Source organism: Paenibacillus sacheonensis (assembly GCF_009909195.1).
Lineage (GTDB): Bacteria > Bacillota > Bacilli > Paenibacillales > Paenibacillaceae > Paenibacillus_Z > Paenibacillus_Z sacheonensis.
Genome location: NZ_JAAAMU010000016.1, coordinates 92,291 through 108,195, shown reverse-complemented (window position 1 = coordinate 108,195; position 15,905 = coordinate 92,291). Strand labels below are relative to the sequence as shown.

Genomic DNA, 15,905 nt, shown 5'->3' with positions numbered 1-15,905 from the left:
CATCGGTCGCCGCGCGTCAGCGTTTGCCGAGCTTCGGTTCGAAGCCGACTCTCAGGATGTCGCCCAGCACGTTAAAGCTAAGTACCGTCAAGAAAATCAACAAACCCGGGAAAATCGCCAAGTACGGCGATGAAAACATTAAGCCTTGCGCGCCGTTCAGCATGCTGCCCCACGTGGCGTTCGGCGCTTGCACGCCGAAGCCGAGGAAGCTCAGCGACGACTCCATCATGATCGCCGATGCGACGTTGTTCGTCGCGCTGACGATAATGACGGACACCAGGTTCGGCAGGATATGCCGGCCGATAATGCCGAACGAGCTTTGTCCCGACGCCTTGGCGTAGAGGACGTATTCCCGCTCCTTGAGGGACATCGTCTCCGCGCGAACGATTCGCGAGATATTCATCCACATCAGAAGCGATATGATTACGATCAGGTTGCCGATGCTCGGCTTCAGGTAGATGCTGAGCAGCAGCAGGATCAAGAAGGACGGAATAGACATGATGATTTCAACGAAACGCATGAGCAGGCTGTCGATCAAGCCGCCGAAATACCCGCTGATCACGCCGATCGTCACGCCGATGCCCGTCGACAGAATCATCGCCAGGAATCCGACCGTCAGCGATACGCGCCCGCCGTACAGCGCGCGCGCGAAATAATCCCTTCCGTAATCGTCCGTCCCGAACCAATGCGCCGCGCCGGGATGCCTCAGCTTCTCCATTACGTTCATCTCGTTCGGGTCCTTGGACGACAGGAACGCGAAGGCCGCCGCCAAAGCAAACACGACGAGCACAAGGATCGCGACGATCCCCGCCTTGTTCGCCATCAGCTCCGCGCCGACATTGCGCCATTTGCTCCGATTCATGTGCTCACCTCGTTGTTTTGATTCTTGGATCGGCAAAGCCGTACAGGATGTCCGCGAGCAGGTTGCCGATGATCAGCAGGAGCGAGGAGAACAGCGTAATCCCCAGGATGACGGGATAATCCAGGCCCCGCACCGCCGTCATGCCCAGCGAACCGATGCCCGGCCAGGAGAACACGGTCTCCGTTACGATCGCCCCCGTCACCAGCTCGCCCATGGACATCCCGAGCAGCGTGATGATCGGCAGCAGGACATGCTTCATCACATGGCGGAACAAGATCGTCCGCTTCCCGGACCCGAACGCGTATTGAATTTGCACGTAATCTTCTTTCAACTGGCTGATCGTGCCGGAACGAATGTAACGCACGTACGACGACAAGAAGCTGATCGCCAAGACCGAGCAGGGCAGGATGCCGTGCTTGATGACGTCGATCGCGCCTTTCTTGCCGATCGTGTGCATGCCCAAGCTCGGCAGCCAGTGCATCTTGATGGAGAAGAAATAAACGAATAAAATGGCGAGCCAAAACAGCGGGACCGAAATGCCGATGTACGCGAACAGGTTCACGAGCTTGTCCACCCATTTGTTCCGGTTCGAGCCCGCCGCAAGGCCGAGCGGAATCGCCAGCAGCACCGCGAGCGCGATCGCCGCGCCCATGAGTCCCGCCGTCGCCGGAAGCCGGTCTAGGATTTGTTTCGTCACCGGCATGTGATTGACGAGCGAGTAGCCCAAATTGCCGGACAGGCTTTCTTTCAGCCATTTGGCGTACTGCACGTAAGCCGGTTGATCCAAGCCGAGGTTATGCCGGATGCGTTCGATGTCGGCCTGGTGGATGTTCGGTGGCAGGAACGTCTTCACCGGATCGCCCGGCGCCGCCTTGACGAGCGCGAAACAGACCAGCGAAACAAAGAAAATCATCGGGATGGTTTGCAGGAGTCTTCGGATAATCAGTCGTCTCATTGGCTTGTTCTCCTAGCTGCGTTCTTCCGCGCCGCGCGTCCTCGACGTGCGCGCGGGTCGTACGCTTATTCTTGCTGCCAGCCCCGCGGGGCCGAATAATAAGGCGAATAATACGGCAAAAAAATAAGCTGGATGGTCCAGCTTATTTTCTCGCTCATCCTTATTTCACGTAAAGTTTGGATGGATCTTCGAAGATAACGACCGGTTTCAATATCGCTTGATCCAAGCCGCCGTATTTCTTGTCGATGGCTACGATGGTTTTCGTGTACGCGATCGGATAGACCGGAGCGTCTTCCGCCGCGAGCTCTTGCAGCTTCTTGTAGATCTCGCCGCGCTTCGTCGCATCGCCTTCGGCGGCGCCTTGTTGGAACAGCGCGTCCACTTCTTTGTTGGAGTAGTGGAAGTAGTTGGCGTCTCCGCCAGTCGTGTAGAGAATGCTGTACGCGTCAGGGTCGTAACCCATGATGTAACCGCCGGCTGCCAATTCGAAATCGGTCGCCTTCAGGTCCGAGAATTTCGTGCCGTACGCGGAAGCGTCGAGCGCGTTGATTTCCACGGTTACGCCGACTTCTTTCAGCTTCTGCTGAACGTACAGGGCGATTGCTTCCTGCGCTTTGTTGCCGCTCGATGTGATGAAGCGAAGCTTCAAGTTGCTCGCGCCCGCCGCTTGCAGCATTTCCTTGGCTTTCGCCGCGTCGTTGTCGAAGCTAGGCACGTCGTTGTCGAAGTACAGGTTGTCGGAAGCCAGGATCGATTTGGCCGGGTCGGCATAATCGCCGGAGACGTAGGCCGTCGTAATCAATTCCTCGCGGTTCAGCGCGTAAGACAGCGCTTGGCGAACTTCCTTCTTGGCCAATGCGCCTCTGTCGCTGTTTTCGTTGAAGAGCAGGTAGGACAACCGGCCTTCGCTGTAAGGCTGGATATCGAAATTGTTCGTCGCTTGAATCGTCGATACGTCCTGCGGATCAAGGTACTTGACGTTGATTTCGCCGTTCTGAAGCGCCAGGTTGGCCGCGTTCGTGTCTTTCGCGATGCGGTACGTGATGGAATCCAGATGCGGCTTGCCGCCGAAGTAGTTGTCGAAACGATCCAGCGTCACGTATTCGCCCGTCTTGTATTCTTTGAACTTGAACGCGCCGGAACCGACCGGGGCAGCGTTCTTCGTGCTTTTCTCGATGTCTGCTTCGTTCTCGAAGATATGCTTCGGAATCGGGGACACTTGCACGAGCGTCGCTTCGAATGCCGGAGCCACTTGCGGAAGCTTGAACTCGACGGTCAGATCGTCGACTTTCACGGCTTGGATCGGTTTTCCGTTAATGATGAAGTTGCCGCGCAGGAAGCTGTTCTGCTTCTCGTCGAGAATCTTGTCGATCGTGAACACGACGTCGTCGGCCGTCAGCTTCTCGCCGTCATGCCAAGTCAATCCGTCTTTCAATTTCAATGTATACGTCAATTTATCCGCGGAGAGCTCCAGGCTGTCCGCCAGATAGAAGGTTTTCTTGCCATTGTCGACTTGGAACAGCGGCGCGTACAGCGCTTGGTCGATCGTCAGGCTGACGCGGTCGCCCGCGTAATTCGGATTCAGAACGACTGGATCCGCGCCAACTGCGATAATCAGGCTGCCGCCGTCTTTCGGTTGGCCGTCCGCCGCATTCTGCGAATCGTTGTTCGCCGGCGCATTCCCGGATGAAGAATCCCCTGTATTATTGCTGCCGTTGTTGTTGTTGCCGCAGGCACTTAGAAGCAGTGTCAATGTCAGCAATACGATTACCCCTACTAATCCTTTACGTCTACGCATGGTGGATCTCCCTCTCTTGTCTCTCTTCGTTGTCTATCAATCTCCCAGTATTGTATACTGGATTACTCGGAATTACAATCAGGAAATTAAAGTGAATCTGCAGCATCCCTTTTTGGAACGAATGTGGTTATTATCCCACAACTGGCAGCCATTTATCAGGTTGTTCACAAAAGATTCGACATTTGACGACAAATTGGAACATTTCGCCGAGTCGGCCCGTCTTCAACAATAGAATAAAGACGGGCAGGAAAGCGCATCCTTAGCATCGACGGGGACCGTCCAAATCATGTCAGGAGCTGATGATCATTTCGTACGCCATTGCTTTCATCGTATCCTTCTTCATCGTGTACCTTCTCATCCCGCCGCTCGGCAAACTGGCGTTCCGCCTGGATTTCGTGGACAAGCCCCGGCAGGGCGTCGAGCGCAAAATCCATCGCAAGCCGATTCCGCTGACCGCCAGCTACGCGATCTTCGCCGGCTTTATGGCGACGTATTTGTTCGCGATGAAGGGGTTTACGCTGCAGACGGGAGCGATCATCCTGGGCTCGCTGCTGCTGCTGGCCATCGGTACCGTCGACGACTGGTTCAAGACGCGCGGCAAAGATTTTCCGACCATGCCCAAGTTTCTCGTGCAAATTTCCGCCGCGGTCATCGTCTATGCCTCCGGCATCACGTTCAGCGGCTTCTACAATCCCATTAGCGGCGTCTTCGTTAATTTACCGGAATGGCTCCAGTTCATCCTGACGATTCTGTGGATCTTCGGGGTGACGACCGTCATCAATTTCTCCGACGGCATGGACGGGCTCGCCGGAGGACTATCCGCGATATCCGCCGTTACGCTCTTCGTCGTCGCGCTCGCCAAGGGGCAGTCCGAGTCCGCGTTGATGGCGATCATTCTATGCGGCGTCACGATCGCGTACCTGCGCTACAACAAGCCGCCGGCTCAGGTGTTCATGGGCGATGCGGGCGCGACCTTCCTCGGATTCATCCTGGCCGTCATCGCCCTCGACGGCGCGTTCAAGCAGGCGACCGTGCTCTCGCTCTTCATCCCGATCCTGGCGCTCGGCGTGCCGATCTTCGACAATCTGTTCGTCGTCGTGAAGCGCTTCTTCATGGGCAAGCCCATCTACCAGGCCGATGCCAGTCAAGCGCATTACCGTCTGCTGCGGGCGGGACTCAGTCCGAAGCAGGTCGTCATGTTTCTCTATCTGATCAACGGATGCTTGAGCCTGTCTTCGATTATCCTGCTGCTGCTGCATGTATGATGGCAGCGGCGGACGGGAGTCGGACAAAATAAATGAGCTGCCCGAAAGCCATGCGGCTTCCGGGCAGCTCTCAGATTGTCGAGAATGCCAAAAATCCCGGTACTCTATCGGGATGCAGATCGCCGATGAAAGCCATTAAAACCCTGCTTGCGAGAATGATCCTAAACCTTAAAGCACCTGCAGCTCTGCAGCTAACGATTGTACGGAGCGCTAATCGGCTCAAAATGCGCACTTTATATCGCTAACGGTTGCCAGGAAGCTTATTGAACGATTTTTCCGTGAAATCAGCCTCTATACGCCTAATAACGTCTGTCAGAAGCGTTAGCGTTTATTTAGCCGTTTTTTTGGGGGATTAGCACCGCTGACAATCGTTAGAAGTTAGGGATGTGCCCAAACACACGTTGAACGATCGACTGCTTCCGCTGCAAGCCGATGCCCCCGCCGCAGTCGTTTACGTCGCCCTAATTTAGACTTAAAAATAAAGAGAGAACCAGCCGTTTCATAAACGCGGGTTTCTCTACAATTTGAAAAGAGCTGCCCGAAAGCCACAAGGCTTACGGGCAGCTCTTTCCGTTCGACGTGCTTTCCTTCACTTCAAACCGACCAACGCATTTTCCTTCATTTCAAGCCGACGAAGGCCCGCAGCGCATAATCGCGGTTTATCCAGCCTGCGAGAAACTTCTGCTGCGCGATGTCCTGCTTCACGCGGGCGTAGCGGTAATCAAGCCTCGATTGGAGAACCTGCCGCGCCAATGCATCATGCTTCTCGAGCGGCTGCTTCAGGAATGCCGATTCGGTGGCCGCTCCCCAATCGCCGTCCGCCTTTACCCCAAGCGCTTGCTGCAGGAACTTAACGGCGCCGCCCGTATCTCCGCTGCTGCCGTACCCCATGTTCACGAGCGTGTCGAACATGACAATGGCCAGTTTCTCGCTCATGCGATCAGCCCCGACAGCCAGCCAATACGCATTGTAGTAAATGTCGTAGGCCTCGGCATCCTGGATCTGCGCCACGCTTTTATCGCGCAGTCCTTTCTTCTTGAGGTACTGCGAATATTCGCTTTGCGTAATGCCGCGGTTGGTTTTGGCGCCGGAATCGTAGGACTTATTCGTCAGCAAGCCTTCCTTCTCCATCGTAAAGCGATAGATCTTGGCGAAGGTCGCTTGGCTCGCAAGCTTGATCGCCGAGGTCGACGCGGGCGGCGCGGAGGCGAGCGTGACCACCCGCACATACGCTTTGCTTACATACCCGGTCACGCTGCCGGAGCGGATCAAATACCAGTCCCCCGCGATCTTGTAGACATCGACCGTCGCGCCTTTATTCACGCTGCTGATGACAGCCCCTCCGGCCGACGCCTGGCTGCGGACGTTAATCGCCCCGCTTTGCGTCACGATCAGGCCTGTCCCGATCTTCGCATCCGGCAAGCCCGGCTGCGTCTGCCCGCCAGACTCCGGCGTCTTCGCCGGCGGCGTCTTCGTCGGCGGCGTCTTCGTCGGCGGCGGGCTCGGCGTCGCCGTCGCTGCCGGCACGAACTTCACGTAGTCTTTGCTTGCGTAACCGACGATGGCACCGGTTTTGACCAAATACCAAGCTTGCTCGGATTTGTAGACGTCCAGCGAAACGCCGGTCCGGACCCTGGCGACGACCGTTCCGTCCGTCGATGGCTGGCTACGAATGTTCAGATTCGCGCTTTGCGTCACGACGGTGCCCGTCCCGATCTTCGCCGCTGGAAGACTCGGCTCCTTCGGCGAATCGGATATCGGCGTCGCCGGCACGTACTTCAAGTAGTCCTTGCTCACGTACCCAGCCACGCTGCCGGTTTGGATCAAATACCAGTCTCCCTCGATCCCGTAGACGTTGACGGAGGAACCTCTGCTTGCGCTGCCGACGATCGCCCCTACGGCGGACGCCTGGCTGCGGATATTCAGATTGCCGCTCGTCGTCACGACCAGGCCCGTCCCGATCTTCTTCTCGGGCAGGCTTTGCTGTCCCGGTGCCGGCGGGTTCGAGCCGACTACCAGCATCAGTTCATGATGGACGCCGTCCGTCGACTGAAGCGTAAATCCCAATCCGGCCCGCGCGGCGACTTCCGTGAGCAAGGGACTCACGAAGGTCATGCCGTTGAGCGCATTTCCTTTCTCGTCCGTGACGGAAGCATCGAAGGCGATACCCTTCGTATGCGGCGCCTCGTAGTTCGCGGCGGCGACTTCCGTCCCCAAGGCATGCTTCGCTTTTTCGCCGCTCTTGCAGGCATTCAGCGGGGCCGACACGATTTCTTTCAAATGCCGCTGATATTCAAAGGGTCGATAGGCGGAATTGTAGGTAATCTTCCAGCCCCGCTCGCTCAGCAGCTGCTCGTATTTCTTCTTCGCTTCCAATAGAGCCGGGGTTACCCCGTCCCAAATCACCGTGCTGCCGGCCTCCATGCTCAGCGCGAGCGGATCGCTCATCACCGACATGCCGGGGCATATAGGCGCTGCCGCCGCTTCGGCGGTCTTTCCCTGCAGCACCGGGAGAGCGGATATAACGACCATTCCCGCCAACATGATTTTCAAAGCTTTTCTCATCCGTACCCGGACACCCCCTTGAGAATGAATCGGAAAACAATCGAAAAACCTGTATAGAATCTTATTCGGCAGGTCAGTGCAATTTCTACATATTCCCTCATAGATTAGCATAAAAAGACAGTAGATTAGTAGCATTAGTTTCCATAATTTGCATCCGCAGCGAGAACGGATAGGATCGCGCTTACTAGCGTAATCCACCTTCGCCGCATGCCAAACAACCCGCGCATAGATTCGCTCTACGCGCGGGTTCTGACGCAATCATCTCTATTCTTTTACGCTTCCGAGCACGATCCCTTTCATGAAGAATCGCTGCAGGAACGGGTACACCAGCAGGATCGGCAGCGCTCCGAGGAAGATCTGCGCGGCTTTGGCGGTTCGGTCGTTGACCTCCGTCAGCGACTTCATGTCCGACGAGGACATCAGCGTCAGGTCGCGGTTGATGACGACGGTCTGCAGATAGCTCTGCAGCGGATAATGGTCCGGCGAGTTCATGTAGATGATGCCGTCGAACCAGGAATTCCAGTGGCCGACCGTCGCGAACAGCGTAATCGTGGCGAGCGCGGGCAGCGAGAGCGGCAGGAAGATCCGCCACAGCGTCGTCCAATGGCCGGCGCCGTCCATGAACGCCGCTTCCTCGAGCTCCTTCGGCAGCCCGCGGAAGAAGTTCAGCAGCAGGATGACGTTGAACACCGGCACGGCGCCGGGCAGCACCATCGCCCACAAACTGTCCATGATGCCCGTGTATTTGACCGTCATATAGAGCGGAATCAGTCCCCCGCCGAACAGAATCGTCACGACGAAGATCCAGGCGTAGAACGTGCGCATCGGGAATTTGCCGACTTCCTTGGCTAGCGGATAAGCGACCAGCACCGTGAGCAGCATGTTGAACGGCACGCCGATCCCGACCCGTTTCAGCGTGACGATAATGGATTTCCAGAACGCGGCCTTATGCGTCACGAAATCGTAGGAGCTTAGCGTGAACTGAACCGGCCACAGCTTGACGTATCCCGCCTGAGCGGCATTGCTCGAGCTGAAGGACAGCGCCAGCACGTGGATGATCGGCAGAATGCAAAGGATTCCCAAGCAGGCGAGGAAAACGTAGTTAAAGCCCAGAAACAGCCGTCGGCTAAACGTATAATGCTCCAGCATTCCCGCTCACTCCTTTCTCTAGAAAATGCGGTACTTGGCGAACCGGTAGGCCAGGTAGTAGGACACGGAGATGAAGATCAGCGAAACGACCGATTTGAAAATGCCCACCGCCGTCGCGACGCCGAACTGCGCGTCGACCAAGCCGATGCGATAGACGAACGTATCGATGATGTCCCCCGTCTCGTACACTTGCGGGCTATATAAATTAAACACCTGGTCGAAGCCGGCGTTTAACACGTTTCCAAGACTAAGGGTCGTCAGCAGGATAATGATCGGCATCATGCCCGGCAGCGTCACGTGCTGCGTCTGCTTCCAGCGTCCCGCGCCGTCCATGATCGCCGCTTCGTACAAGGTCGGACTGATGCTTGTCAGCGCGGCCAGATACACGATCGTGTTGAATCCGAATTCCTTCCACGTGTCCGTGGCGACAAGCACGTACCGGAACCACCCGTTATCGCCGAGAAAATAGATCGGCTGGATGCCTAACCAGCCCAGCACTTGGTTGACGATGCCGTCCGTCGGCGACAGGATGTCGATCAGGATGCCGCCCAGAATGATCCACGACAGAAAGTGGGGCAAATAAATGACGGTCTGAATGCCGCGCTTGAACGCTTCCTTGCGCACCTCGTTCAGCAGCAGCGCCGTGACGATCGGAGCCACGAGGCCGACGACGATCTTCATGATCGCGATCAGGACGGTATTATAGATGATCCGGCTCGATTCCGGCATTTCCAGCACGTAGCGAAAGTTATCGAATCCCGCCCATTTGGAATGGAAGATGCCTCGCGCCGGCACGAATTTCTCGAATGCGATGACCAGCCCCAACATCGGGCCGTAACAGTAGACGATGATGAGGACGAGTCCCGGCAAAATCATCAGGTGCAGCGGGAGCCGCTCGCTCCTCTTCTTCCATGACATGGCGTTGTTCCTCCCTGCTCCGCTTCATTCGTATGGCAAGGGCAGGGGAAGCCATCGCTTCCCCCGCCGCTCGCTGCCGCGCGTTTATTTGTTTTTGGCCCAATCGTTGACTTCCTGCGTGATTTGGTCGCCGCCGAGCTTCTTCCATTCGGTCACGAACTTATCGAAGTTGTCGATCGGGTCGCCCATGATGATCTTCGTGAACGTCTCGATCTCGCGCTTCTGCAGGTTGGAGTCCTTCTCGACCATCGCCGGCGTAGGCGCGCCGTAGAACTCCGTCATTTTCAGCTGATTATTGCTTACATAGCCGTCGATGACTTTGAACGAGCCTTCCGTCGCGAAAATCCGTTCGTACGCCCAGCCGAGCGCATCCGTGCTCGAGCCGTCAAGGAACGCAGCGATCTTGCCGTAATTGTCCTTCTCCTCGGCATTGAGCTTCGACGTATCCTTCGTTTTGATCGCGTCCGTGACATGGAGGTAGATATCCAGGTTTTTACGCGAAGGCCATGCTTGGAACGGCATCATTTTGAACTTCTCGAAGCCTTCGCTCGTGAAGTAGGCCGCATAGTTCTCCGGCGTCGTCGTCTCGCCCCAGCCGGTCTCGACGAACAGGTTCATCGCCTTGACGACGGCTTCCGGATGCTCGGCGCCCTTCTTCACCGCGAAATATTGTCCCGTCGAGAATCCAACCTGCGGCGTCACCGCCTGATCGTCGCTCGAGACGAGCGGGAACGACTGCCATTGCGCGTTCGGATCGTTCTTCTTATTGTCGACGAGCGGGAAGAGCGGGTTCCACATTTGGCCGAATTCCATGCCGATCCTGCCGGATGACGTCAGCTCCGCTTCTTTGCCGCCGTCCTTGACGCCGAATTCTTTATCGATCTCGCCTTTCTTGTACATCTCCTGCAGCGTAGCCAGCGCCGTCTTCATCTCCGGCTGGATGCTGCCGTAGACGATATTGCCGCTCGCGTCCTTGATCCACTGCTTCGGATACGCGTGGTACCCGTTCAGCAATCCGGTAATATCGGCGAAACCGCCGTACAAGTCCTTGTTCATCGCGATGCCGTACGAATCGTTCTTCTTATTGCCGTCCGGATCCTGCGTCGTGAATGCTTCCGAGATCTTGAGCACGTCGTCCATCGTCTTCGGCGGCTCCAGTCCCAGCTTCTTCAGCCAATCCGTCCGAATCCAAATCATCGCGGCCCCGTCCATGGAGGAGCCCGTGTTCGGAATCGCCATCAGCTTGCCCCCGAAGGTTGCCGACGAGATCGCGGCAGGACCGTCCTGATTAAGGATTTCCTTCAGGAACGGCGATGCGTATTTGTCGTAGATGGCCGTCATGTCTTCCAGCTCGCCCGCGTCCTGCAATTGCTGCAGCTGCTTCGCGTTGACCGGAATGACTTCGGGCAAATCGCCGGACGCGATCGAGACGTTCATCTTCTGCTCGCCTTGTCCGCCCGGCTGGTCGCCGCTGACGACCCAGTCGTATTTGATCTTGATGCCGAGTTTCTCCTCGAGGGCCTTGGTCCACATGTTATTGTCGATCGTTTGGCCTTCCATGAATTTGATCGTGTCGTTGATGATCCGCACGCTCGTGAGCGTGATCGGCGGATCGTACTTGCCGAGGTACGGATCGCCCTCCGCCGGCGAATTGGCCGCGTTGGCCGGCGTATTCGCCGCGTTATCGCCGGTATTCGCCGCATTGTTGGCCGGTGCCTTGCCGTTATTGCCTGCATTGGAAGCTTTGTCGGGTTCATTGTTGTTGGAGCCGCAAGCGGTTGCAAGAATCAGCAAGGACGCCATCGCGGTCGCTGCCGTCCACTTTACAGTCTTTCGCATTCTTGAATCCCCCTTTAGATACGATCTTCCTTCCCTTCCAGTGTAGAAGACAGCGCTTTCAAACTCCATGGCACAATCTATAGATTTCTACTCTCTTGTATAGAATGTGCCGGCGGAGGGGGCCCGCCTCGGCCCGGGCTATTCCCGGAACCGGAATTCCTGCGGCGTGAGATGCAGCCTTTTCTTAAAGAACCGATTGAAATACCCCGCCGTCTCGAAGCCGATCTGTTCGGCGATCTCGTGAATCTTCAGCGACGTCGTCGTCAGCAGCTCCTTCGCCTTCTCGATTCGCGCCTCCGCGATATACTCCGACAAATTCCCGCCCGTCTGCTGCTTGTACAGAACGGATAGATACGCCGGGTTCAAGTATACGATCTCGGATAGACGCGTAAGCGATAAGTCGCCCCCGAGATGGGCGCGAATATATTGATGCAGCTTCGAGATCAGCTGGTGCGTCCGTTCCGTCTGCAACGATTTGCGCTTGGCGTAGATGCCGGCTGCGGTGCGCAGGAGCAACTGAAGCGCCGCCTCCCGGCTTTGGTGGGCGGTCAGGTTCATCAGCGAGTCGATCGCGCCGATGTCTTCTTCGCCGGACTCGCTCTGTCCCTGCGTCAATTGGCCGAGCAGCAGGCTCGCGATGCCGTAATAGACGATCGCAAAGTCGGCATAACGGTCGGGAAGCGACGTGTACTGCCGCACCGCTTCCTCGAACTCTTCCTCGCTCCCTTCCTCCAGCAGACGCTCCAGGTTCGAGCTCAGCACGCGCAGCGGCGGCATGGGCAGGGGCTCTGCCGGCTTCTCCCCTTCTTCGCCGGGATTCCACAGCAGGAGCATGCGGTCGCGGGAGCCCAGTCCGACGATAAGCCGCTTCTTCATGCTTTCGTAGACGCCGGACAACGCCGTCCACGCAACCGGCTGCACGCAGCATACGAGCGACACGCTCAGCTTCAGCAGCCGCTCGCACGTATGCTGGATGGATTCCATCGTTCCTTGCACGAAGCTCTGCGTTTGCGCCCAAGCCTCGCTGCCTTCCGCCTCTGCAGCGTCGGATCCGTTCTCTTCCGCATGCGGCTGCACCAGGCATACGAAGTGGTGCATATCGAGGCTGACGGAGAAGAAAGCGAGCGGGGCATAATATTCCGCCGCAATGTTTTGCACCGCATACATCAGCGCCCGATCCCTGTAACCGGCTGCTTCCGGCCAGTCGATCCGCCCGATGAGCGGTATGAGGAGCGATCCGCTCTTGAGCGGTATGTGCAGTTCCGCAAGCTTCTCGTCCGTCACCGCCGGCGCTTGCAGCTCCAGCACCGATTGCAGCCAATCGCGATGAAGCAGGGGCATGGCTTCGCTCATGCGCAGCCGGGCCTGCAACAGAAAGCCTTCGCTTGCCGTTTCCGCATCCAGCGCCGCGACCGCTTTGCGGATACTGCGTTCAATGGCCTCGTCGCCCTCCGTCTTGAGAATATAGTCGATGGATCCGGAACGAATGGCATGCTGCGCCGTTTCAAGCTGATGAATGCCCGTCAGGAAAATGATTTTGCAGCGCGGCCACTGCGCGGCTATTCGCTTCTGCAGTTCCAGGCCCGTCATGCCAGGCATCCGCACGTCGCTCAGCACGATGTCGATCTTCGTCCGCGCCAGCCACTCCAGCGCTTCTTCCGGCGCATACGCCCGGTACAGATCCAGCTCCAGGTCCGCGATCTCCTCGATCATCTCGTATAGGCCGTCGACCGTGAACCGCTCGTCGTCAACGATCAATAAGCGATACATCTGCCCCGCCTCCCTCTCTCGGAATGGTTATCGTTACCTTCAACCCCTGCTCCGCGCCAAGGTCGAGCTTTAATCCGCCGCCGCCGTAGCGAATGATGATCCGCCGATGGACGTTGAGCAGCCCCGTATGCTCCGTAGGCTCCGCCTTGTCCTGCAGGCTCGCCTGCAGGAGGCGCAGCTTGTCCGCGCTCATGTCGTCGCCGTTGTCTTCGATGACGATATCGATCGCGCTCTGCCGAATGCGGAAGCCGACGGATATGAGCCCGCCCCGCCGCTTGTTTTCGAGACCGTGATTATAGGCATTCTCGATGATCGGCTGCACGATCAGCCTGGGCACGGGGAAGTCCCGGACGTTCTCCGGCACGTCCTCGAAGGCCACCTCGATGCGCTCGGAGAAGCGGATCGACTGAATTTCCGCATAGGTGCGGGCATGATGGACCTCGCTGGACAAGGGAACCTCGTCGGATCCGTCGCGCGTGATGTACTGAAAATATTCGCCGAGATGCTTTGTGAAATAGATGACGTTGTCATGATCCCGCTGCTTGGCCATCCGGTACAGGATGAAGTAGCTGTTATATAGAAAATGCGGATTGATCTGCGACTGCAAATGCCGCAGCTCCGCCAGCCGCGCGCGATACTGCTGTTCATAAACCTCGTGCACCAGCACGTCCAATCGACGCACCATGCCGTTGAACTGTCCGTAGAGGTAGCCGAACTCATCCTGCAGCGGGTAGTGCATCTCCTGGTCGAACTGCCCCTGCTCGATGCGCCGGAAGGAACGGACCAGCCGTTTGAGCGGCATATGAATGATCAAGTAGATGCTGTAGGAGAATAGAATCACCAGGATGACCGACACGACAGATAGGACATAGAACCAGAACCGGTACACCTCCAGCGAGGCGTTGACCTTGTTCTCGGGCACGTACATGAGCAGCGTCATGTCGAGGCGATTCGAATGGTTGGAGACGAGCAGATACGATTCGCCTTTCCAGTCGACGGCTTGGAGCTGGTCCTCCGCCGCATGCTCGCCTGCTTTCTTGAAATCCCGCACGAGTTCTTGGTCGACTGCCGTCGCGCCGCCCGTCACGATAAACGGCTGCTCGCCGCCGACCAGCGCCGTGCGTCCGCCTTCGTTCGTGAATTCCTGCAGCGCCCGTTCCAGTTCGCTTCGGGAGATCTCCACCGCCAGCAGAAAGACCGGCTCCTGGTCGCCGGCTACGGCCGGATCGGGATTCGGCAGGCTGATGAACACCCGATTATTCCATACCAGAAAAGGCGCTTCGAACCGGTTCGTCGACTTGTTTAGCCCTTCGAATTCCTCCGGGTCGAAACTGCCGATGACGTTGTCGTTCGCCGAGACGACGCGGTTCATCTGCGGGATGAAAGCGATTGCGTTCTCAACGAATTTACTGGAGCTTTTCAGCTGATTGAGCCGATTTTTCAGGCGCAGCTGAGCCTGCATTTTCTCGATCTCGGTCATGAACTCGGAGGCGGACGAGAGCTTCAGCAGATCGTCGTCGTTGACGTACTCCTGCAGCTGCCGGATCACGCTGTCCAGGTCGAATTCCAGCATGTTCATATAGAGGGAGGTTCGCGATACGAGAGAATCCGTGATTTCCTTTTGCACGTGTCTGGAGCCGACCTCGTTCATTCGCCAGCCGATGATGTAGAGCGGGGTAAGGGTAATAAGGAAGGTGAGCACGAGCTTAGGCAAGATCGACAAGGAAGCCAAACGTTTAAGGATGGACAAGCTTGAACGCCCCCTGAGAGTTGGTTAACATTCCCTAACTATAGCAAAACTAGGAGATGAAGCATATGGCCCTAGTTACTAAGTGCTGCGTGCGCATGCGGCTAGCGAGAGTGGCTCTCGTGGCTCGAGGGAGTGACGTGCGAAGGTGGATTGGGCGAATGGTTCGAGAGAGTGGCGTGCGATAGTGGCATTTGAAGAGTGGCTTGGGAGAGTTCGTGCGGGAGTGTCGTCCGAACAGTGAAGGATTATCGCCGCGTTGGCAAAGCAGGATTGTGTACGCAATACAACAAATTCCTGTCTGTAAGCAATGAATTTCGCGGATTTATGTACAGAATACAATAATGCTGCTTTCGTTTGGTCTTCTTTGCCCATAAAATGGCTTATTTCTTGTACAAAGTACAACAATCCCGATATGTCAGCGATAAATAGCGGAAATTTGTGTACAGCGTACAACATTGCCAAGAAGACTGCATCGGCTTGGCTTGATTGCTGCACGAAGCCAATAATGACAGCCTGTTGAGCTCCTCATGGTTCCTTATATTCCTTCACGGCTCCTGCTTGACCCCTGTACAGGTCATTCGATTTGCATCCTTCTTGCGGATCAGCAGCAGCGCCGTCCGACACTAACTAATTGTTAGCAGCTTGATATAAAATTGTGACTGCTTCATAATAGAAGGAGTAACCATATGAACACCTTATCGCTCGGTTCCCCACGATCCGGGCTGCTATTAGCGCTCAGCGGCTTACCTGCAAAACTTAGCTTATGCTTCCGATGCAGTTTTGCTTTTTTTCGCCGGGTTCCCGGCTTCGCGGCTTTGCCCGCAAAACTTAGCTTATGCTTCCGATGTAGTTTTGCTTTTCTCGCCGGTTCCCGGCTTCGCGGCTTCGCCCGCAAAACTTAGCTTATGCTTCCGATGCAGTTTTGCTTTTTCTCGCCGGGTTCCCGGCTTCGCGGCTTTACCTGCAAAACTTAGCTCATGTTTCCGATGCAGTTTTGCTTTTTTCGCCGGGTTCCCGGCTTCCCGGCTTCGCTG

At 56.6% G+C, this 15,905-nt stretch carries 10 protein-coding genes; 1 reads left to right on the top strand and 9 read right to left on the bottom strand.

Annotated elements, in window-relative coordinates; genetic code table 11:
* Nucleotides 1-16 precede the first annotated feature (16 nt).
* The 3 genes from GT003_RS24315 to GT003_RS24305 form a co-directional block, all read right to left on the bottom strand.
* Complete coding sequence (locus GT003_RS24315; protein WP_161702802.1) at nt 17-862, bottom strand: ABC transporter permease; 846 nt, start codon at nt 860-862, stop codon at nt 17-19.
* Nucleotides 863-866: 4 nt separating this feature from the next.
* Nucleotides 867-1,817 carry an ABC transporter permease gene (locus GT003_RS24310; RefSeq protein ID WP_161702799.1) on the bottom strand — a complete coding sequence of 317 codons (951 nt, stop codon included), beginning with the start codon at nt 1,815-1,817 and terminating at the stop codon, nt 867-869.
* Between the two features lie 160 nt (nt 1,818-1,977).
* Nucleotides 1,978-3,615 (bottom strand): ABC transporter substrate-binding protein, encoded by a 1,638-nt coding sequence (locus GT003_RS24305; protein WP_161702797.1) that lies wholly within the window; start codon nt 3,613-3,615, stop codon nt 1,978-1,980.
* Between the two features lie 299 nt (nt 3,616-3,914).
* Between GT003_RS24305 and GT003_RS24300 the strand changes: the two genes are divergently transcribed.
* The gene (locus tag GT003_RS24300) at nt 3,915-4,880 is read left to right on the top strand and encodes an MraY family glycosyltransferase (RefSeq protein ID WP_204798965.1); all 966 of its coding nucleotides are present in this window, start codon (nt 3,915-3,917) and stop codon (nt 4,878-4,880) included.
* Nucleotides 4,881-5,498: 618 nt separating this feature from the next.
* Here the strand turns inward: GT003_RS24300 and GT003_RS24295 are convergent.
* From GT003_RS24295 to GT003_RS24270, 6 genes are all read right to left on the bottom strand, one after another.
* The gene (locus tag GT003_RS24295; protein WP_161702795.1) at nt 5,499-7,445 is read right to left on the bottom strand and encodes an SH3 domain-containing protein; all 1,947 of its coding nucleotides are present in this window, start codon (nt 7,443-7,445) and stop codon (nt 5,499-5,501) included.
* Between the two features lie 264 nt (nt 7,446-7,709).
* Nucleotides 7,710-8,594 (bottom strand): carbohydrate ABC transporter permease, encoded by an 885-nt coding sequence (locus GT003_RS24290; RefSeq protein WP_161702793.1) that lies wholly within the window; start codon nt 8,592-8,594, stop codon nt 7,710-7,712.
* An 18-nt stretch (nt 8,595-8,612) separates the two neighbouring features.
* A complete protein-coding gene (locus tag GT003_RS24285) occupies nt 8,613-9,512 on the bottom strand; it encodes an ABC transporter permease (protein ID WP_161702790.1) in 900 nt (299 codons plus the stop codon).
* 84 nt (nt 9,513-9,596) lie between these two features.
* A complete protein-coding gene (locus GT003_RS24280; RefSeq protein WP_161702788.1) occupies nt 9,597-11,351 on the bottom strand; it encodes an extracellular solute-binding protein in 1,755 nt (584 codons plus the stop codon).
* Between the two features lie 138 nt (nt 11,352-11,489).
* The gene (locus tag GT003_RS24275) at nt 11,490-13,121 is read right to left on the bottom strand and encodes a response regulator transcription factor (RefSeq protein WP_161702786.1); all 1,632 of its coding nucleotides are present in this window, start codon (nt 13,119-13,121) and stop codon (nt 11,490-11,492) included.
* Nucleotides 13,099-14,871, bottom strand: a complete 1,773-nt coding sequence (locus GT003_RS24270) for a sensor histidine kinase (RefSeq protein WP_161702784.1) — start codon at nt 14,869-14,871, stop codon at nt 13,099-13,101. Before GT003_RS24270 ends, GT003_RS24275 begins: the two co-directional genes overlap by 23 nt.
* Nucleotides 14,872-15,905: the final 1,034 nt, after the last annotated feature.